At 69.9% G+C, this 19,086-nt stretch carries 23 protein-coding genes; 11 read left to right on the top strand and 12 right to left on the bottom strand.

Going from position 1 to position 19,086, the window contains the following annotated elements; all coding sequences use genetic code 11:
* Positions 1-368: 368 nt before the first annotated feature.
* The 4 genes from E1281_RS39910 (at position 369) to E1281_RS42480 (ending at position 2,962) form a co-directional block, all read left to right on the top strand.
* Entirely contained in the window at positions 369-1,082 is a 714-nt protein-coding gene (locus E1281_RS39910; protein WP_165958752.1) for a hypothetical protein, read from the top strand.
* 248 nt (positions 1,083-1,330) lie between these two features.
* Positions 1,331-1,519: a hypothetical protein gene (locus E1281_RS41050; RefSeq protein WP_207943047.1), complete on the top strand. Its 189-nt coding sequence runs from the start codon at positions 1,331-1,333 to the stop codon at positions 1,517-1,519.
* A gap of 112 nt (positions 1,520-1,631) precedes the next feature.
* Positions 1,632-2,573, top strand: coding sequence for an IS701 family transposase (locus E1281_RS02110; RefSeq protein WP_347813263.1), 942 nt, complete (start codon positions 1,632-1,634; stop codon positions 2,571-2,573).
* 5 nt (positions 2,574-2,578) lie between these two features.
* Complete coding sequence (locus E1281_RS42480; RefSeq protein WP_131875383.1) at positions 2,579-2,962, top strand: hypothetical protein; 384 nt, start codon at positions 2,579-2,581, stop codon at positions 2,960-2,962.
* On the opposite strand, the gene E1281_RS02100 is transcribed toward E1281_RS42480, so the two are convergent.
* The 3 genes from E1281_RS02100 to E1281_RS02095 form a co-directional block, all read right to left on the bottom strand.
* Entirely contained in the window at positions 2,949-3,725 is a 777-nt protein-coding gene (locus tag E1281_RS02100) for an alpha/beta fold hydrolase (protein WP_207943046.1), read from the bottom strand. The genes E1281_RS42480 and E1281_RS02100 overlap by 14 nt on opposite strands.
* 565 nt (positions 3,726-4,290) lie before the next feature.
* Positions 4,291-4,419, bottom strand: a complete 129-nt coding sequence (locus tag E1281_RS42475) for a hypothetical protein (RefSeq protein WP_279433577.1) — start codon at positions 4,417-4,419, stop codon at positions 4,291-4,293.
* Positions 4,420-4,766: 347 nt separating this feature from the next.
* On the bottom strand, positions 4,767-4,982 hold the full coding sequence (locus tag E1281_RS02095) for a hypothetical protein (protein ID WP_131875382.1): 216 nt from the start codon (positions 4,980-4,982) through the stop codon (positions 4,767-4,769).
* 153 nt (positions 4,983-5,135) lie between these two features.
* On the opposite strand from E1281_RS02095, the gene E1281_RS42470 reads away from it, so the two are divergent.
* Genes E1281_RS42470 through E1281_RS02080 form a run of 3 tightly spaced genes read left to right on the top strand, consistent with a single transcriptional unit; the run spans position 5,136 to position 6,152 of the window.
* Entirely contained in the window at positions 5,136-5,549 is a 414-nt protein-coding gene (locus tag E1281_RS42470) for a Scr1 family TA system antitoxin-like transcriptional regulator (protein ID WP_131875381.1), read from the top strand.
* Between the two features lie 19 nt (positions 5,550-5,568).
* Positions 5,569-5,949, top strand: a complete 381-nt coding sequence (locus E1281_RS42465; protein ID WP_131875380.1) for a Scr1 family TA system antitoxin-like transcriptional regulator — start codon at positions 5,569-5,571, stop codon at positions 5,947-5,949.
* Positions 5,946-6,152, top strand: coding sequence for a DUF397 domain-containing protein (locus E1281_RS02080; RefSeq protein ID WP_347813262.1), 207 nt, complete (start codon positions 5,946-5,948; stop codon positions 6,150-6,152). The genes E1281_RS42465 and E1281_RS02080 overlap by 4 nt, the downstream gene beginning before the upstream one ends.
* Before the next feature lie 289 nt (positions 6,153-6,441).
* Here the strand turns inward: E1281_RS02080 and E1281_RS02075 are convergent, their stop codons facing one another.
* A complete protein-coding gene (locus E1281_RS02075) occupies positions 6,442-7,128 on the bottom strand; it encodes an NUDIX hydrolase (RefSeq protein ID WP_131875379.1) in 687 nt (228 codons plus the stop codon).
* Between the two features lie 343 nt (positions 7,129-7,471).
* On the opposite strand from E1281_RS02075, the gene E1281_RS42460 reads away from it, so the two are divergent.
* Positions 7,472-7,597: a hypothetical protein gene (locus tag E1281_RS42460; protein WP_279433576.1), complete on the top strand. Its 126-nt coding sequence runs from the start codon at positions 7,472-7,474 to the stop codon at positions 7,595-7,597.
* 39 nt (positions 7,598-7,636) lie between these two features.
* Here E1281_RS42460 and E1281_RS02070 read toward each other — a convergent pair whose 3' ends face one another.
* The gene (locus E1281_RS02070) at positions 7,637-7,831 is read right to left on the bottom strand and encodes a hypothetical protein (protein ID WP_131875378.1); all 195 of its coding nucleotides are present in this window, start codon (positions 7,829-7,831) and stop codon (positions 7,637-7,639) included.
* A gap of 377 nt (positions 7,832-8,208) precedes the next feature.
* Here E1281_RS02070 and E1281_RS02065 point away from each other — a divergent pair, with 377 nt between their 5' ends.
* Both E1281_RS02065 and E1281_RS02060 read left to right on the top strand, forming a co-directional pair.
* Positions 8,209-8,391: a hypothetical protein gene (locus E1281_RS02065; protein ID WP_131875377.1), complete on the top strand. Its 183-nt coding sequence runs from the start codon at positions 8,209-8,211 to the stop codon at positions 8,389-8,391.
* 425 nt (positions 8,392-8,816) lie between these two features.
* Positions 8,817-8,999 (top strand): DUF397 domain-containing protein, encoded by a 183-nt coding sequence (locus E1281_RS02060; RefSeq protein WP_243716482.1) that lies wholly within the window; start codon positions 8,817-8,819, stop codon positions 8,997-8,999.
* A 149-nt stretch (positions 9,000-9,148) separates the two neighbouring features.
* Here the strand turns inward: E1281_RS02060 and E1281_RS02055 are convergent, their stop codons facing one another.
* The 4 genes from E1281_RS02055 to E1281_RS02040 are packed head-to-tail and all read right to left on the bottom strand — an operon-like array spanning position 9,149 to position 12,999.
* On the bottom strand, positions 9,149-10,111 hold the full coding sequence (locus tag E1281_RS02055; protein ID WP_243716481.1) for an iron-siderophore ABC transporter substrate-binding protein: 963 nt from the start codon (positions 10,109-10,111) through the stop codon (positions 9,149-9,151).
* A 25-nt stretch (positions 10,112-10,136) separates the two neighbouring features.
* Positions 10,137-10,946, bottom strand: a complete 810-nt coding sequence (locus tag E1281_RS02050; protein ID WP_131875376.1) for an ABC transporter ATP-binding protein — start codon at positions 10,944-10,946, stop codon at positions 10,137-10,139.
* Positions 10,943-12,004 (bottom strand): iron ABC transporter permease, encoded by a 1,062-nt coding sequence (locus tag E1281_RS02045; protein WP_207943045.1) that lies wholly within the window; start codon positions 12,002-12,004, stop codon positions 10,943-10,945. Before E1281_RS02045 ends, E1281_RS02050 begins: the two co-directional genes overlap by 4 nt.
* The gene (locus tag E1281_RS02040) at positions 12,001-12,999 is read right to left on the bottom strand and encodes an iron ABC transporter permease (protein WP_131875375.1); all 999 of its coding nucleotides are present in this window, start codon (positions 12,997-12,999) and stop codon (positions 12,001-12,003) included. Before E1281_RS02040 ends, E1281_RS02045 begins: the two co-directional genes overlap by 4 nt.
* Before the next feature lie 443 nt (positions 13,000-13,442).
* On the opposite strand from E1281_RS02040, the gene E1281_RS02035 reads away from it, so the two are divergent.
* Positions 13,443-14,819 (top strand): hypothetical protein, encoded by a 1,377-nt coding sequence (locus E1281_RS02035; RefSeq protein WP_207943044.1) that lies wholly within the window; start codon positions 13,443-13,445, stop codon positions 14,817-14,819.
* A 7-nt stretch (positions 14,820-14,826) separates the two neighbouring features.
* Here the strand turns inward: E1281_RS02035 and E1281_RS02030 are convergent, their stop codons facing one another.
* The 3 genes from E1281_RS02030 to E1281_RS02020 form a co-directional block, all read right to left on the bottom strand.
* Positions 14,827-16,110, bottom strand: coding sequence for an MFS transporter (locus E1281_RS02030; protein WP_131875373.1), 1,284 nt, complete (start codon positions 16,108-16,110; stop codon positions 14,827-14,829).
* Positions 16,089-17,294, bottom strand: a complete 1,206-nt coding sequence (locus E1281_RS02025) for a glycosyltransferase family 4 protein (protein ID WP_207943043.1) — start codon at positions 17,292-17,294, stop codon at positions 16,089-16,091. The genes E1281_RS02030 and E1281_RS02025 overlap by 22 nt, the downstream gene beginning before the upstream one ends.
* Positions 17,295-17,391: 97 nt before the next feature.
* Entirely contained in the window at positions 17,392-18,927 is a 1,536-nt protein-coding gene (locus E1281_RS02020) for a GMC oxidoreductase (protein WP_243716480.1), read from the bottom strand.
* Between the last annotated feature and the right edge of the window lie 159 nt (positions 18,928-19,086).

Genomic DNA, 19,086 nt, shown 5'->3' with positions numbered 1-19,086 from the left:
ACAACGCCCTCCCCGTAAGACCGCGAGTGCGGTGACCACGAAGGTCGCCCGCCTGCCGCGCTCTCGTTGGGCGCCGGCACGGCTCACCATCGCGGGCGTCGTCGACCTGACCGGGGCTCGGGCGAATGGGCGTTGGCGAATGGCAGAGGAACTACCGCGCTACTTTCAGCATGGCGCGGATGCGCAACCTGGCCATGGCCAACCGCGGCCGTCTCCGACCGGGATGGCTTCTGCGCCACTCTGGCCTGCGCTACCGGACAGCCTTGAACAGGTCGATGAACGGCATGGCCCAGCCAGCCTTGCGTCAGGCCGGGACCCCCGGACGGTGTATGGCGAGATCTTTCAAACTAGAGCGGCCAGGAGGCCTGATGAAAACCAATGAAGAGAACAACAAAACCAGCGTTGAGGGCACGTACGCCAGCATCGCTGCAGAACTCGTCCGGCTCGGAGACCAGGTCGATCCCCTTGAGCGGATCAAGCTCGAGATGGAAATCGCCAAGCTGCGGAGCGAGAGCAACAAGGTCGAAGTCGGCGTCATCGTGGCCGACTCCAACCAGTTGAAGAACGAACAGAACAATCGGATCGGTTACCGTGACAGGCTGGTCTACACCGCCTTCGCGGTGGCTGCCGGTGCGGTTTACGCCATCTCGCAGGGAGCCTCCCCGCTGGTCCTGCTGGGGCTGGTCCCGGCAGTTCTGTCGCTGGGGTGGATCTACCAGGCGAACGACACCAAGGTGTCCGAGATCCGTGAGTACGTCCGCAGCGAACTGGCGCCGCGGACGCAGGAGCTGCTGCCCGAGGGTGCGAACCCGTTCGGGTGGGAGTCGTGGCACCGGGACCGCCCGGGGCGCTGGATCACCAGGACCGGTCACCTGGCGGTGACGCTGGCGATCTTCTGCGTCCTCCCGGCGACCGCGCTCGTGATGCTCGCGAAGCTCTCGACACTCCCTTCCTGGGCCCACCTGGTGGGGGGAGTAGAAGCCGTCGCCACCCTGTGCATCGGGTGGCTGTTCATCCGTGCGAACCTCCTTCGGCGGAGGGCACGGAAGACCGTCGTCACGGACACGGACGGCGACGCATAGCGCCTTGCTGAGACAGCATCCCAGCGAGGACTTTGCCCACTTCTGAAGGGCCCGGCAGAGCCGGGCCCTTCTTGTTGGTGCGCCGTCGTCTTCGCGCTGGCGCAAGGGCACCAAGATCGGTTCCGAAGGCGGTACCTGTGTACAGGTGGCCGACATGGCCGGACGACGCGGCGGAGACGCTTGCCGAACTCGGCGCCTACGTCGCCCGCTTGACCCGCCTCCTCGACGACGGGCGCTGAGCGGCGGCGTTGGCCGCCGCCCGCCGTCTCGCGTGGTCGTTGCTGCTTCTCGGCCAGGGGCTTGAGGTACTTGCCGAGGTCGTCGAGGATCTTGCCGGCGGCGATGACGCCGATGCCGGTCATCCAGGTCTCGTCCAGGACCACGTGGGCGTTGCCGGCCTTGACGGTCAGCAAGACCGGAAGCTCGACGCCGCTTAGTACGGCAGTCCGAGATCTTGATCGGTGCTGAGAGGGCGGCCCGTAACGCAGGACAGCCGCCCGGTGATCGTGATGTGTGACGATCAACAATCTCGGGGCGGCTGCCGCTGCCATGGTAGAGGCCGGCGCTGCCGGTAGGTGTCTGGACGACCTGATGGCCTTGATGGCGGGGTGTTTCCGCAGGTGGGAACCTCGTATTTCGGCCCGTGAGTACGTGCGGGCGTTGATGAGCGATCTGCCGCGCAAGAACTGCTGGACGATCGCCGAGCACGTCGGCCACGCCACACCGGGCAGGATGCAGCACCTGCTCGCCGACGCGAAATGGGACACCATGGCCGCGATGACGGCCGTGCGCGCCTTGGTCTGCGAACACTTGGACGACAGTGACGCCGTGGCGATCCTGGACGAGTCCGGGCAAGAGAAGAAGGGCACTGCGACCGTCGGGGTCAAACGCCTGTACGTCGGCTGCGCGGGCCGGGTCTCCAATGCCGTCAACGTCGTGTACTGCAGTTTGGCCACCGCTGCCGGACACGCGCTGGTCGGCGCCCGTCTCTACCTGCCGGCCGACTGGGCCGCCGACCCCGACCGGCGCCGACGCGCCCGGGTGCCCGACGAGGCGGTGTTCGCGACCAAACCGGAGCTGGGACGCCACATCCTGGCCGGCCTGCACGCCGAGGGCCGACTGCCCGACTGGGTGACCGGCGATGAGGTCTACGGCGCCGACCCGGGCCTGCGCACCTGGCTGGAAGACACCGGCACCGGCTACGTCCTGGCGATCTCCAAGTCCACGACGGTCGCCCTCAACCCGACCGCCACGGTCCGAGCCGACGCTGTGCTCAAGACGCTGATCGCCTCGGACTGGGTCATCGACTCGGCCGGGGCCGGGTCCAAGGGCGAACGCCGCTACGCCTGGGCCTGGGCCGCCACCGCCGACCCACGCCGCCACCTGCTGATCCGCCGCAGCCTCACCCCGAACGCCAAAGGCGTCCGCGAGGTGGCGTTCTACCTGTGCTTCGCCCCCCGCCGGACGACCCGCCACACTGCGGAGCCCTGATCAAAGTGGCCGGACGCCGATGGCCCGTCGAGGAGGACTTCCAGACCGGCAAGGACGCCTTCGGGCCCGACCACTCCCAGGCCCGCACCCACCCCGCGCTGCTGCGCCATCTCGTACTGGCCATGGCCGGCCTGGCCGTCTGCTCCATCACCGCCGCCCACGCCCGCCTCAACACCAGCCCGCCGCCCGCACCGGCCGACCCCAACCAGGCCCCACCCACCGACCCCGGACTGATCACGCTGACCGTTGCCGAGGTGAAACGCCTGGTCAACCTCTTCAACCGCCAATGGCACGGCATCGAGCACCACCTACGCTGGCATCTCTGGCGCCGACGCCACCAAGCCCGCGCACGCTGGTTCCACCAACGAACCCGCCTCAGCCGACGATGACGAAACCACGATCTCGGACTGCCGTATTAGGCGGTGCAGCGGTGCAGAAAGGTCTCGAGATGTTCGGCGAAGCCCGGTGCCGCGGGGACGAAGTGACCGGCGCCCGGATGCGCACTGCGCTCGCCGCCGAGCACCTCCGCGAGAGCGTCGCAGATCCGCTCGAGCCCTCCCGCGTGATCTCCGGACGCGACGAGCACCGGAACGCCGCCGTCACGGATGGCGTCGACCCGTGGGCGGGCCTGGCTGGGCGGCCGGGCACCCTGCGCCCGCCGAACACTGGCGACCACGTCCTCCGGGAGCGGGCCGTCCCCGAGGGCGCGCCCGCGAGCTGGAGGAACTCGCGCAGCTCGGCTGGGTCCATGTCCATCCCGTAGGCGAGGGCCGCATCGCCGATGCGCTCGAGCCGTGCCACCTCGGGATCCTCGGCGACGAGGTAGTTGAGCGGTGGCTCGATCAGAGTCAGAGAACGCACGCCGTCCGGCATGGCAGCGGCCGCGATCAACGTCCCGAGGGCGCCGCAAGAATGGGCGACGACGTGCGGGCGGCCGACGAGCAGCGGCGCCAGGTCCAGGGCATCCACCTCGAAGTCCTGATGCTTCTGCGGTGGTGGACTCGGTGGATAGCCGCGTCGGTGGACGTACGCCAGAGTCCACCGATCGGTCAGCGGCGCGAGAGCGCGCCAGGTCGTCCGCGGGCCGGCACCGCCATGCACGAGCAGGACCTCCGGCCCGGAGCCATCGCGTACCACCACGATCTCGCCCACATGGTGACCTTAGCGGCGCCCCGTGAGACAGACGCCGTGAGTAGCGGTGAACACCCGCCGTAACACGTCCAGCACCGGCGCCCACCGCGCCGACCCTCGCGGGGCGCGCGTCCTCCCGATGGACCCGGAAAGCCAGCGGACGTACGGGACGACGTCCAGGGAGTTGGAGGTTCTCGTGCGGCACCTCGAAGAGGCGGCCAAGATCGGACGCCGTGCCGTGGATCTGGCCCATGACGGCCTCACCAGCGGGACAGTTGAACCACCTGCACCCAAGAAAAGAGGACGACGAGTGAGCGTTGACAAGAATTTGTCCGCGTTCATCTGATCGGTCGCGGACCTTTTGAGCGGGGAGTACAGCCAGATTCATTGGGTGCTTGGTCGGTGAGCCTGTGGCTCCCAGTGGCGCGGGTTGCCTCAGCCTGGCACGGGAGGTTGTGAGGCCGTGTTGGGGGCTGAGGTCGGGTCCCGAAGCAGGGAGTTAAACGTCCGATACAGCAAAAGCGAAAAGGGGCTGGTCCCGCCCGTGAAAGGTAAAGGCCAGCCTTAATCCGAACGACAACGACTTCTATTGCTGGGCTTCGTCCGGCTGTTGCTGTTCGTCCGCCTCTCGCTGCTTGTCTAAAGCCTCGATGATGTGGTTCACCAGGCCCGAGGGCACCGGATCGTCGTCCGGGTTCGGGTTCTGTTTGGCCATGTCGGCATCCTCCGTTTGGTTGCGCCGACCGTCTCTAGCGGACGGGTCGATATGGAACTTTCCGATCTTGCTGCTCCTTGTCAAGTGCCAGCTCGGGTGACCAACGGCGGCAACTTATGTTTGTCAGGTCCCGGGGGACCCGGAGCGGCCACCGACCCAAGGGGGATTGGGCGGCCTGCGTATCGCTGGGGGGGAAGCGCAGGCGGCTTGCGCGGCGGCCGCTCCGGGAGATTAGCGGTGTTTGCCCACGTAGCCGGCGTCGGCAATGGCCATGCCGATGAACAGGATCAGCGTCCAGGCGGCGAGGATCGCCACGACCGAAGCGCCCGTGATCGCCAGCGCGAAGATCACAGGGACTCCTCGATCTTGCGCTGGTTGGCGAGGGCATCGCCGAGCAGAACGTAGTCGTCCTCGACGATGGTCGCGCAGAGGCCGTAATAGATCTCCCGTTGTGTGAGAGGACGGCCCAGGCGGGTGGCTATGAGGCATTCCATCGTCGGTGGCCGGCGAATGTGCCAGCTCGGGTACTGATCCTGGAGTCGTTCGCGTTCTTGATCGTTCACGGGCGGGGTCCCTGCGGATCGGGTCGGCTTTTCCAAGGACGACCTTGGCAGGGGAGAGTTACTGTGAGCTACGAACCGCTCACCCCCCGACGAGCACCCGAATCAGGCAGGCGACACCCCCGAACAGGTGGGCCGACACCCGGGAGACACCCGATGGCACCCTCGCGTGACACCAACCCCTCCGCCTACCAGGACATGTTCGTCAGCGAACTGCGGGCGCGGCGTGAGGCGTCCGGCCTGTCCCGGAACAAGCTCGCGGCGGCGCTGGACTGCACCCCGCAGTGGATCGCCAAGGTCGAGACCTTCGAAAAGCCCCCGTCAGAGGGGCTCGCGGACGACCTGGACACCTACTTCAAGACGAGTGGCACCTTCGACCGCATGTGGGCGAAGCACGTCATGGCGCGGAAGCAGGGATTGATCCCGACCGGCTTCCGTCCCCTGATCGAGGCCGAGAAGGGGACGCTGGAGATGAGCACCTATGAGCCCTTGTTGATCCCTGGCCTGTTCCAGACCGAGGAGTACGCGCGCTTGGTGCTCAGCGCCGGGCTAACGTCCAGACAAGGCTGATGAGCTGACGGCGATCCGAATGGACCGCCAAGCGCTGCTCACGCAGGACAATCCGCCGTGGGTCTTCCTCATGATTCGTGAAGCGGTAATCCGTGATCTTCATCCAGAAGTACGGCTCGGGCAGTGCAAGCGGCTACTGGAGTTGATGGAAGAACTCTATGTCTCCATCCAGGTCATCCCAGCGCATGCGAGGGTCTTCCACGAAAGCGGCTTCCAAGTGCTCAGTTACAAACATGCGCCTGACGTCGCGTACGTGGACGGCGCGGGAGGTTACGGTCAGATGCTCTCGGATCTACACGACGTCCGCCGACTTACCCTACTCTTCAACGTGATCAGGTCTGCCGCGCTGGCAAGCGCAGACTCCAAGGACCTGATTCGAACGATCATGGAGGACACGTGAGCACACTGGATCTGTCACCAGTCCGTTGGCGCAAGAGTTCTCACAGTGGCTCCGAAGGCGGTAACTGCGTCGAGGTTGCTGGACTTGCCTCGGTCGTGGCTGTGAGGGACTCGAAGGATCCGGAGGGGGCGAAGTTGGCGTTCGGGCGGGCGGCGTTCGGTGCGCTGGCGCGTGACATCCGCGCTGGACGCTACGACGGGTAGCCCGGAGTGCGATCCGTTTTCGGGGCCTCGCGCCGGCGTTCGGCGTGAGGCTCCTGTGGTCCCGCCTCCCGAGCAAGTACTACCGGCGAGGCCGGGCTGAGCCGCCGACCGGCGAGCAGGCGGAGCGGGCGGTCGCATGCCCTACTCCCGCTGTTCTGGGAGCTACGTCAATTGCTACGGCCGGTTCGTCTCGACATGGGTACGTGACCGGTCGAGCGATCTGGGCCTGCGTGAAGTAGCCGCCCCTCCGGATTCTGGAGGGGCGGTCTTGATCGTTGCGGGTCGCGACCTAGAGGGATCGCGCCAGCATGTCGGCGTGGGCCGGGAAGACCTTGCCCTGGAAGTTGATCTCCAGGTAGGTGACCAGGTCCTCGTAGGAGTTCGCCCGAACCCAAGCTGCTCGTGCGGCGTCGTCGTCGCCGGTCACCTTCGGGAAGCGGCGCACGCGGCCCAGGTCGGCGGTGCACAGCACCGTGACCATCCACGCCTCGTCCGAGGCGCGCGGGTCCGGCACGTAGCGCGGCGGCGTCGACCGCCACACCGCGTTCGGCAGGCGCAGGCCGGTCTCTTCGTCGAGCTCGCGGACGGCCGCGTCCATGGGCTGCTCTCCCGGGTCGACGTGCCCGCCGGGCAATGCCCAGCCGTGGCCGTCACCGCGCTCGATCATGAGGATCCAGCGGTCCCACCGACCGAGCCAGCGGTACCGCCTGCGAATCGCCGAGACGAGCGCGTCGGCGGCCAGCGCCTCGGCCCAGTGTCCCAGTTCGTTGCGGCCGTAGCGGACGCTCGTCCGCTCACAGGGGTTGACGGGCCGGCCGTTGATGACCCTGAAGGGGATCGCCGCCGCGGCCTGCCGTGGAGCCCAGTCGATCTCGGTCGGGTCGGTGATCGGGTCGGCCCAGCCGTCCCGGACACCGCTGGCCAGTACGTCCGGGTGCGTATAGGTCCGGGGCGTACCGGCAACTTCTTCGTTCATCTCGAACGCCTCTTTTGGTTGATTGGGTTCGCCAGGCAGGCGACCCGTGTGGATGATCCACACGGACGACTGTCCGCAGGGAATAGAGCAACGCAAGGGGCGACTGGGGTGCGTCGCGATGAAACCGGAAGGCCCTACTTCAAGCCCGCGCACACTCTGGCCGCCGGCGCCCTGGACGACTACAACGCGAAAGCGGCTCACCGTGACGCGGGTACAAGGCGCAGGTCGTCCGGCAGGCGCTCTGGTCCGAGGCGTCCACCGCGCTCCGCGCGAAGATCATCGTGGACCGTTTCCGGTCGCACACCGCGCCGCGCGCATCGGCGGGCGGGCCAGGGGGATGGTGGTGACGCCGCTGCGGGCGGACGCGCTCGGGCCGGGACGGTACCGGACGGACGGCGCGGCGGCGATGCCGGCCGAACTCGACGCCTACGTCGCCCGCCTGACCCGCTTCCTGGACGACGGGCGCTGAGCGGCACCGTTGGCGGCCGCTCAGCGCCTCGCGTCGGTGCTACTTCTCGGCCAGGGGCTTGAGGTACTTGTCGAGGTCGTCGAGGATCTTGCCGGCGGCGATGACGCCGATGCCGGTCATCCAGGTCTCGTCCAGGACCGCGTGGGCGTTGCCGGTCTCGACGGCTGAGCCTGGGGCGATCTGCGCGTTCGGAAAGCATGCCGGACGCCAGGGCATCTGCCGGTTGACCTTCATGGCCAGGGCGACCTTCGCCGGACGCCGGTTCTTGGGGAGGGCCCGTCGTTAGTAGACCTTCACACCACGTGAGATATTTCTAAGTCAGCCGCTGGCCCAAGGGGGCATTGGGCGGCCTGCTTATCACTGGGGGAAGCGCAGGCGGCTTGCGCGGCGGCCGCTCCGGGAGATCAGCGGTGTTCGCCCACGTCGCCGGCGTCGGCGAGCCGCAGCCATTACCGACAACAACGACGCATCGTCGATCACCAAATGCGGTTGGCGTATTAGGCGACCCAGCGACCGGCGACCTCGTTCCCGACTGATTGCCTCTTGCCAACGTTGGGCTTTCCTGGACGGTGAACTGCAAGGCACAGCCGATCACTTACAAAGGAGAGTACATGAACCGTGACAAGCCGCTCAACGTGGAGGCCTGGCTGTATGTCCTGGGCCTCATGTGTGGGACCCTGTTGATGTTTTGGGGCATCAGCCAACCCGATGCCACCGGGGCACTCTACTGGGGTGTCGGGATCAACGCTGCCTGCCTCGGCCTCTGGGCCGGTGCGTGGCGTGGGCGCCGATAGGAGCAGACTGCTCCCAACTTAGAAGCGGCTCCCGACCATGGGGGCCGCTTCAGCTTGAACCCCGAAAAATCGAGGGTATCTCTATCTCCCAGGCTAGCGCGGAAGTGATCTTAGTGGGCCTACTCGCCCGCGACGGCACCCTGAACGGCGCCGGCGCCGCCAAGATGACCGCGGCCAAGCGCGCCTTCCGGTCCGCCGCCCGCCCTGGCGTCAAAGCGACCTCTGGCAGGGCCACTGGGTGCGCCCTCGACCGCCTGAAAACGGGTCACACAATCTCGACCAGCCGACCGGTCACGACTCGATCAGGCACACCTTGGATGACGCGACGCCGCCGCCGTCCGCCACCGGCAAGCGCGAGGTGACCCGGCGGAAGACTCAGAAGACCTGATCCGTACGATCATGGAGAGCACGCGAACACACTGGACTTGTCCTGCGCACGTTGGCGCAAGAGCTCTCAGAGCGACTCCTCTGGAGGAGACCGCGTCGAGGTGGCGGAGGTGTCCGCAGTCGTGGCCGTTCGGGACTCGAAGGAGTACGCCGCGTCCTTGGTGAAGGCGGCCCCCGCGCTGTTCGCCTCGGAATGCCGCCGGTTCCGTGGTCCGGTCTGAACGTCCGACCCGGAGCCGGCGGATTGACGGGAACGTGAACGGTTGAGCGATCTGGATCTGTGCGAAAAGACCGTCCCTCCAGATCCTGGAGGGACGGTCATCATCGTGGCGCCGAGCGGTGGCGTCGGCCGCCGCTCGCGTGGGTGTTGTTACTTCTCGGCCAGGGGCTTGAGGTACTTGTCGAGGTCGTCGAGGATCTTGCCGGCGGCGATGACGCCGATACCGGTCATCCAGGTCTCGTCCAGGACCACGTGGGCGTTGCCGGCCTTGACGGCGCTGAGCTTCTGCCACAGCGATCCGGCCGTGACCTTGCCCTGCTCCTGGGCGGCCTTCTCCCCGTATGCGGCCACGAAGATGATGTCGCCGTCGGCTTCGGCGATGCGTTCCGGGCTCAGCGGGCCCATCCGCTTGTCGTCCTTGCCCTCCAGCAGTTGGGGCTCGGGACGGCCGACCCCGACGTCCCGCAACACGATCCCTGAGAACGAGTCCGGGCCGTACTGGCGGATCTCGTCGGGCATGAACCGGATGACGCTCACCTTGAGCGCGCCCGGGTCGCCGAGGGATGCGCCGAGGTCCTTGGCGCGCTTCTCGTAGCCGTCCAGCTTCTGCTGCCCCTCGGCCTTCTTGCCGACGGCCTCGACGTCCAGGAGGAAGTTCTCCTTCCACGTGATGCCGACCTTGTCCGTGAACACGGTGGGGGCGACCTTCGACAGCTCGGCGTAGAACTTCTCCTGCCGGAACTTCGAGCCGAGGATCAGGTCGGGCTTGAGCTCGGCGATCGCCTCGATGTCCGGTTCCTGGAGCGTTCCCACGGTCTCGACCTCGGCGAACTCGTCCCCGAGGTACTTGGGCACGCCGGACGCCTGGTCGGCGAGCGCGACGCCCACCGGTGTCAGGCCGAGGGTGGCGAGGCTGTCGTACTTGTCGGTGTCGAGGACGACGATGCGCTCGGGCTTCTCGGGCACCTGGGTCGTGCCCATGGCGTGCTTGACGGTGCGGGTGGCGCCGGACGGCTCGGCGTCGCCGCCTCCGCAGGCGGTCAGGGCGAGGCCGGCGGCCATGAGGCCGGCGACCAGACCGCCGAGCCGCAGGCCGAGTCCGTGGATCTTCACGTGAGCTACCTACCTTCTGTTCGGGTCAGGCCGGGGCGTCCGGCACGACCATCGGGGCTCCCGTCACCGGGCACGGCACCACGACCCCGCCGAGCCCGAACACCTCGGCGAGGCGGTCGGCGTCGATGACGTCGCCGGGCGGGCCCTGCGCGACGACCCGGCCCGCCTTCATCACCACGAGGTGATCGGCGTAGCGGCACGCCTGGTTGAGGTCGTGCAGCACCGCCGCGACCGTGCGGCCGCCGTCACGGTTGAGGCGCCGCAGCAGGTCGAGGACCTCCACCTGGTGGGCGAGGTCCAGGAACGTGGTCGGTTCGTCGAGCAGGAGAGCGTCGGTGTCCTGGGCGAGCGTCATGGCGATCCACACGCGCTGCCGCTGGCCGCCCGACAGCGCGTCGACCGGCCGGTCGCGCAGATCGCCGACGCCGGTCAGCGCCAGCGCGTGCTCGACGGCGGCGGTGTCGGCCGCGCTCCACTGCCGGAACCACCGTTGGTGGGGCTGACGGCCGCGGGCGACCAGATCTGCCACGCTCAGCCCCTCCGGGGTGACGGGGCTCTGCGGCAGGACGCCCAAGCGGCGGGCCAATTCGCGGGTGGGCAGGTCGTGGACGTCGGCGCCGTCGATGAGGGCGGCGCCGCCGCGCGGGGCCAGCAGGCGGGCCAGGGTGCGCAGCAGCGTCGACTTCCCGCAGGCGTTCGGGCCGACGATCACGGTGAACGCGCCGCCGGGCAGGTCCAGGTCCAGGTCTTCGATGACGAGGTGGCCGCCGTAGCCGACGCTGAGGCCGCGGGCGGCGATCCGCACCGGCGGACGCGCCTTGTCCTCGGGGGTCATGCGGTTCTCCTCCGTACGAGCAGCCACAGCAGGTACGGGCCGCCCAGCGCCGCGGTGAGCACGCCCACCGGCAGCTGGGTCGGCGCGAACGCGGTGCGGGCGATCAGGTCGGCCACGACCGTCAGCAGGGCGCCGGTCAGGGCCGCACATGCCAGCGGGGGACGTTCCGCGCGGACCAGGCGTCGGGCGAGCTGGGGCGCCGCGAGCGCGACGAAGTCCACGGCGCCCGCCTGGGAGGTGGTCAGCGCGGCCAGCACCACCGCGACGGCGCCGAGCGCGACGCGGCGCGGCACGACGCGGACGCCGAGGCTGCGGGCCGTCTCGTCGTCGAGGGCGGCGGTGTCCATGGCCCGTCCCGCCCACAGCAGCACCGGCAGGAGCAGCAGGAGCGGGATCAGCAGCGTGCGGGCCTCGGGGTGGCCGAGGCCGTTCAGGCTGCCCGCCAGCCAGATCCGCGCCCGCTGGCCCTCGATCGGGTCGGCGTCGACGATGAGGACCTCGGTGAGGGCGCGCAACGCCAGCGCCACGGCCATCCCGCTCAGCACGAAGCGGTGCGCGGCCAGCCCGTACCGCCATGACAGGGCGAACACCGCGGCCGCCGCCGCCAGGCCGCCGAGCAGCGCGGACGGCCCCAGCCAGAGCGTGCCCAGCCCCGCGCTCATCGCGATGGTGGCGGTGAGTCCGGCGCCGGAGGTGATGCCCACCACGTCCGGGCTGGCCAGGGGGTTGCGGCTGATCGACTGCAACAGCGCGCCGGACAGGCCGAGCAGCGCGCCGACGGCCAGCCCGACCGTGATCCTCGGCAGCCGCAGGTCCTGGATGATGACGGTGGACGTTCCCTGACCCGCCAGGGCGCGCACGACATCGACGGGTGGGACGAACGAGCTGCCCACCCCGAGCGAGACGACGGCGGCGGCGCCGGTCAGCAGCGCCAGCACGGCACCGACGACGGCCGGGCGGCGCCGCACGACGAACGTGACGGGGCCGTGGCCCACGACCATGCTGCCCGCCGCCGGATGCGCGGTGATCAGGCCCTTGCGGCCGCTCACCCCGCTCATGCCGTGACCGTCCGCCGGCGGTTGACCAGCAGGATCAGGAACGGGGCCCCGAGCAGCGCGGTGACCACCCCGGCGCGGATCTCGGCGGGCGGCAGGACCAGGCGGCCGAGCACGTCGGCGGTGAGCAGGAGCGTGGGCCCGAGCAGCAGCGAGACGGTCAGCACCCAGCCGTGGGCGCCGCCGACCAGGCCGCGCGCCAGGTGCGGCACGGCCAGCCCGACGAAGCCGATCGGCCCGGCGGCGGCGACCGCGGCCCCGGTGAGCAGGACGGCGGCGACGGCGGCGGCCAGCCGGGTCCGGCCGACGTTGCGTCCCAGCCCGCGGGCCATGTCGTCGCCGAGGGCGAGGGCGTCCAGCCCGCGGGCCGCGCCGAACGCCAGGACCGTCCCGGCGAGCAGGAACGGCAGCAGCCACAGCGCGACCTCGGCGGGGCGCCCGGCCAGCGACCCGACGGCCCAGAACCGGTAGGCGTCGAAGGTCTGCGCGTCGACGGTGAGCACGCCGATGACCACGCCGGTCAGCGAGGCGTCCAGGGCGGCGCCGGCCAGGATCAGCGTGACCGGGGACGAGCCGGTGCGCGCCCGCGCCGCCACGACGTAGACGAACGCCCCGGCCACGGCGGCGCCGGCGATGCCGAACCACACGTAGGCGGGCAGCGTCGTCAGCCCGAACACGCTGATCGCGACGACGACGCCGAGGGACGCGCCGGAGGTGACGCCCATCAGCCGGGGCTCGGCGAGGGGATTGCGGGTCAGCGCCTGCATCAGCACCCCCGCCAGCGCCAGCCCGGCGCCGACCGCGAGCCCGGTGACGGTGCGCGGCACCCGCATCGACCGCACGATCTCGCTCTCCTCGGTGCCGTCGGGGCGCAGCAGGACGTCCAGGACCTGCCCGGGGGCTATGCCGCGGCTGCCCGCGGCGAGGCTGGCCAGCGCCGACGCCGCCAGGAGCGCCCCGCACCCGGCCACCACGGCACAGCGACGACCGCGCGTCATGGGCACTGCCGCCACCTTCACGTCGATGAACCGGGACCTTCCCGCAGATATAGGTAAGGCATACCTAAGTCAGGCGGAATCGTAGAGGATGATCACCCGACGAACAAATGCCGCAGTGTCGGCCGAGCAGCACGATCCGGCGGTCGCCCGGTCACCGCCGAGACGGAACGACGGACGGCGGGAGCAGGCATCCCCCCGCCGTCAGAGGCGCTCCGACCCGTGCGGTACCGCGCTCAGGGCGATGCGGCGGTCTGCCCCTGCCCGGCCGGACCGGCCGGACGGCCGGTCGGCGATGTGGTCGGTTCCACACCCGCCGCCGACCGATACCGACCAGTCACCCGCCCGAAAAGTCGGAGGCGGGCCAGGGCCGGATGTGGACTCGCGTATTGCACAAACCGACTGGACGGTATGTGATGCGGGGTGATCGCCGCCAGAGGAGCATCATGCGCGTACGGGCTCTCTTCGCACTCGCCGCCACCGTCCTCGCATTGGCCGTCCCGCTTGCGGGGGCCGCGCATGCCGACCGGACGCCCGCCGATCCAACACCTGTCAGCCGAACACCGGGGGATCAGCCGCTTCCGGGGTACACGATCCAGAATCCGCCGCTTCCGCCTGCTCAGGTGGGCGGGAAGCCGTCCCTGGTGAAGCAGGGTGTGCACAACCATTCGGGCTACATCATCGAGGTGCCGCCCAAGTGGAACGGCAAGCTGGCCCTTTACGCGCACGGGTATCGGGGGCAGGGGTTCGTGCTGACGGTCGAGCCGCCGCCGTTCGGGCTGCGGCAGCGGCTGCTCGACCAGGGGTACGCGTGGGCGGCGTCGTCGTACTACCGCAACGGGTACGACGTCCGCGCGGGCGTGCTGAGCACGCGGGACCTCGCCGAGTTGTTCGCCGACGAGGTCGGGCGGCCGAAGCAGCGGCTCATCGTCGGCGTGTCGATGGGCGGTCACGTCATCGGGCGCTCGATCGAGCAGTTCCCCCGCTACTACGACGGTGCGCTGCCCATGTGCGGGGTGCTCGGCGACCACGAGCTCTTCGACTACCTGCTCGACTACAACCTCGTCGCGCAGGATCTGGCCGGCGTCCGCGAATACCCGGTGACGGACGAGTACGCGACCGTGACCGTCCCCAAGATCATGGAGAACCTCGGGCTCACCGGACTGACGCCGGGAGGGCCGGACACGGCGAACGAGCGCGGGAAGCAGTTCCGGTCCATCGCCGTCAACCGGACGGGCGGGGAGCGTCCAGGCGACGAGGAGTCGTTCGCGTACTGGAAGGCGTTCCCGTTCACGCTGGCGGCCCCGCCCGTCCCCGGCGCGACCCTTGCCGAGGAGCCGGATCAGCTCTCCACCAACCTGTTCACCTGGTACACGCCGAACAGGCCGGTCAACGTCAACGCGAGCGTGCAAAGGGTGCGCGCCCGGAACCTTCCGGCGCGGTTGTCGAACCGGCTTTCCCAGGTTCCGCGCATCAACGGACGGCCGGGAATCCCGGTGCTGAGCCTGCACAATCTCGGGGACATGTTCGTGCCGTTCTCGATGGAGCAGGTCTACGCCTCCGAGGTGGCGCGGCAGCACCGGTCGCGGTTCCTCGTGCAGCGGGCGATCCGTGCCGTCGAGCACTGCGAGTTCTCCGCCGCCGAAGCCGGAACGGCCTGGGACGACCTGGCCCGCTGGGTCGACAGGGGCAGGCGTCCGGCCGGTGACGTGGTGACGAAGCCGGGAGTGGTGAAGCGTCCCGACTACGGGTGCCGCTTCAGCGACCGGGCCGCCTACGACGCCGGTGCGGGCACCCGGCGGCTGTTCCCGGCCTGCCCCTGACCGCCGGTCAGCCGGGCCGGGCCGCGCGGGACGGCGGGGTCCGGATGAGGAACGTGCCGGTGAGGACGACCAGGCCGGACAGGGCCAGCACGAGCTGCGCCGGCGCCAGGCCGAGCGGGTCGAAGCCCCACCGTCCGAGCAGGTCGGCCGCGGCCCCGGCCACCAACGCGGCGAGGGCCAGGCCGAACCGCAGCACGGCGTGGAACGCGGTGAGGGCCAGGTTGCGCCGGTAGCCCTCCAGGCTCTCCTGCATGTAGGTGATGCCGCCGACCAGCGCGGCCGTGGCGGCGGCGCCGAACAGCACGGCGCCCAGGAACGCCCAGGCCGTCGACGCGATCAGGCCCATCGAGGCGATCACGACGCCCTGCGTCGCGGTCGCCGTCCGGATCTGCGTCACCAGGTTCCACGACCCGCGGCGGACGATCATCAGGCCCGTCAGCGCGCCGAGCCCGAACAGCGCCACCAGCGTCCCGAACCCCACCGGGCCCGCGTCCAGGACGTTCCGGACGAACACCACGCCGAGCGAGAACAGCGCCCCGAGCCCGAGCGCGACGACCGCGACACCCGGCAGGACCCCGCGCACCACGTCGAGCCGGAGCCCGTCGATGAACCGCCCCTCCCGCTTCTCCGGGGCGGCGGTGCGCGGCTCCCCGGCGGCCGGGCCGAGGTCCGGGATGGACCGGATCACGAAGTAGGACACGAGGTAGGTCGCCGCGTTCAGCCAGAACACCAGGACGTAGCGCCAGTGGCCCTCCCAGCCGACGCTGTTCGAGAACCACAGCACCAGACCGAACACGCCCGCGCCCACCGGGATCATGCCGTAGGAGGTGGCCATCGTGATGCCGTTGGCGACCTCCAGCGTGCCGGTGTCGTGCTCCTGCCCGTCCCGCGTGTGCCTCTCGTCGTCCTCGACGAGGTAGGGGATCGCGGCGTCCCGGGCGGGCAGGAACACCAGGCCGACGACCTCGATGACGAACGCCCAGAAGTACACCCACCACAGCCACGGCACGACCGGCAGCGCCAGCGCCATGCCCACGCGCACCAGGTCCGAGTTCATCATGACGCTGCGCCGCCGCCACCGGGTGACGATCCGCGCCGCGACCGGCGCGCCCAGCGCGTAGGGGAGCAGGCGCAGCACCAGCACGCCGCCGACCGCCGTCGTGGACCCGCTCAGCTCCAGGACGAAGTACATCAGCGCGAGCGTGCCCATCCAGTCGCCCAGGGACGAGACGAGCTGCCCGACCATGAGCCGCCGGAAGTCGCGGTGGCTCAGCAGCTCCCGGAGTCCCACGTGGGGCTCACCCTCCGTGCCGCGTCCTGCAGCTCCAGGCGGACCGCCCGTCCGGAGGGCGTCGCCGCCCCGGTGGGGGAGCCGCGGAGGAGGGAGGCGAGCCGGGACGCCGCCTGGTCCCAGCTCCAGGCGTCGCACACCCACCGGCGGCCCGCCTCGCCCATGAGGCGGGCGCCGCGCGGGTCGTCCAGCAGGCCGTTGAGCGTGCGCGCGAGCGCGCTGGGGTCGGCCGCGTCGACCACGGTTCCGGTGCCGCCGTCGACCACGGATTCGGGGCTGCCGCCGGAGCGGCCCACCACGACCGGAAGCCCGGCCGCCGACGCCTCCAGCACCGACAGCCCGAGGCCCTCGACCTGGAGTCCGCGGCGGTTGTCGCGGCACGGCAGGACGAACGCGTCCGCGGCGGCGTAGTAGAGCGGCAGGTCGGCGGCGGTGACCGGTCCGGTCAGCGTGACGGTGCCGGGGGCCGCCCGCGCCGCCTGGTCGGTGAGCCGGCGCCGCATCGGGCCGTCGCCGACGATGACGAGCCGCGCGTCCGGATGCCGCCGGACGATCTCCGGCCAGGCGTCCAGCAGCCTGTCGTGGCCCTTGCGGCGGACGAGGCGGGAGACGCTGACGACCACCGGCCCGTTCCCGAGCCCGTGCCGCCGGCGCACCGCCGCGCCGTCCAGCCCGGGGTGGAACCGGCGCGTGTCGACGGCACCGGCGAGCTGGACCAGCCGCGTCCGGTCGCCGAGGGCGTCGGCGATCTCCGCGCGGCCCGGTTCGGTGAGGTAGGTGAGCGCGTCGAAGGTCCGTGCGGCGCCGCGCAGCGCGGCGCGGGTGGGCGCGGCCCGGAACCAGCCGAACTCCTGGCCGTGCGTGGAGGCGATCAGCCGTTTCACCCCGGCCGCCTTCACCAGCGGGGCGTATATGGCGAACGGCGCGGCGGCGGGGATCCATCCGGCGTGGACGCGGTGCTCGGCGACGAGCCGGCGCAGCCCGCGGAAGAGCAGGTAGCCGTGCCGGCGGACGACGGGGAAGTCCAGCCCGGCGTCGAACTCGGCGGCGCCGGGCCATGCGGCCGCGACGACGAGCAGCCGGTCGGCGGGAAGCCTGCGCACCAGCTCCCAGGTGAACGTCTGGATGCCGCCCGGCTCCGGCGGGAAGTGCCCGGTCATCACGAGAGTCCGGGGAATGTCCATGCCCACCCGTTTCCCCGGGAGGGGCAGGGCATTCACCGGGTGTCCGGCCACGCGCGCCCGTGGCCGGACCGTCGTCAACGCCTCGGCAAAGAAGCGGTCAGAGATCGGTGGCGATGATCTTCTCGATGTTCCGTTCGGCGAGGGCGGTGATGGTGACGAACGGGTTCACGGTGGTGTTGCCGGGGATGAGCGAGCCGTCGATCGCGTAGAGCCCGGGGTGGCCGTGCAGACGGCCGTAGTTGTCGGTGGCCTTGTTGAGGACGGCGCCGCCGAGCGGGTGGTAGGTGAGGTGGTCTCCCCAGATCTTGTAGACGCCGAACAGGTCGGTCCGGTAGATCGTGCCCTCCTTCCGGTTGATCTTGTCGAAGATCGATTTGGCCATGTCGATGCTGGCCTGCTTCCAGGCGGTCTGCCAGTTCAGCTCGGCCCGTCCCGCGGCGGCGTTCCAGGAGAACTCCGCGCGGTGCGGGGTGTCGGTGATCGACAGGTAGAAGGAGGCCCAGGTCTCGATCCCCGTCGGGATCGGCGCGACCTCGGCGAACGCGCCGCCGTCGTCCCAGTTGTCGATGCCGGTGGTGGGGATGGACGACTGGAGGGCGCCGGTCGGGTCCCACATGTGGTTGGCCCGGCCGCACATGACGTTGCCGTTGTCGCCCCAGCCCTTGCCGACCTCGTTGTTCAGGTTGGGCAGCTTCCCGGTGGCCCGCATCTGTACCAGCAGCTTGCTGGTGCCGACGCTGCCCGCCGCGAAGAACACCCGGTCGGCGGTGACGGTCTTGGTGGCCGTGGTGGCGCCGGTCGTGTCCATCTGCTCGATGACGACCGTGTAGCCGCCGCCGGACGCGGGGGACACCGACGTGACCTTGTGCAGCGGCGAGACGGAGACGCGGCCGGTGGCCTTGGCCTGGGCGAGGTAAGTCTGCTGCAAAGACTTCTTGCCGTGGTTGTTCCCGTAGAGGATCTCGGCCGCGAGCGCCGATTTCGGGACCGTTCCAGCCGCCTCCTGCTCCATGTAGTCGAAGTCGTACACGTTCGGCACGAACGTGAAGTCGAAGCCCGAGCGCTGGGCGTGCTTACGCCCGACGCGCGAGTACTGGTAGGCGGCGGTGGTGTCGAACCACGCCGGGTCGATCTCGTTGACGCCGAGCCCGGCGTTGGCGCGCGGGTAGTACACGTCGTACATCTCGGCCGCGTTCACCGACGGCAGGACGGAGCTGAACCGCGCCCGCTTGGGGGTGACCGCCATCCCGCCGTTGACCAGCGAGCCGCCGCCGACGCCGCGTCCCTGGTAGACGGTGATGCCGCTGAAGTCCTCGGCGTCCAGGATGCCGGTGTGGCGGGGGACGTTCTTGTCGAGCGGGAAGCCGAGGAAGTTGCTGAGGGGCTGCTTGGTCCTGGTCCGCAGCCAGTAGGACCGGACGTCCGGCGTCCGGGTGTTGGCGAAGATCTTTCCGTCCGAGCCCGGGGTGTCCCAGGCCTGCCCCATCTCGATCATGTGCACGTCGACGCCCGCCTGGGCGAGCCGCAGGGCCGCGACCGAGCCGCCGTAGCCGGTGCCGATGACCAGAGCCGGGACGTGCGCTCCGTTGCCGATCGGCCCGGCCGCTCTGGCGTGGGCCGTGCCGCCCAGCATGCTCAGCCCCGCGATAGAACCGGTTCCAATCAGGAACCCGCGGCGTGAGGGCCCGCTGGGTCTCTCGTGGGGAAGGGTGGAGTCACTCATGTGACCTCCTCGCACTCGACAGGATTGAAACGTGTTCTACATCGAGATGTGAGGCGCGTCACGGGGCTA

Origin of the sequence: Actinomadura sp. KC345 (genome assembly GCF_004348515.1) — a bacterium.
Lineage (GTDB): Bacteria > Actinomycetota > Actinomycetes > Streptosporangiales > Streptosporangiaceae > Spirillospora.
This window is presented reverse-complemented; position numbering and strand designations above follow the sequence as displayed.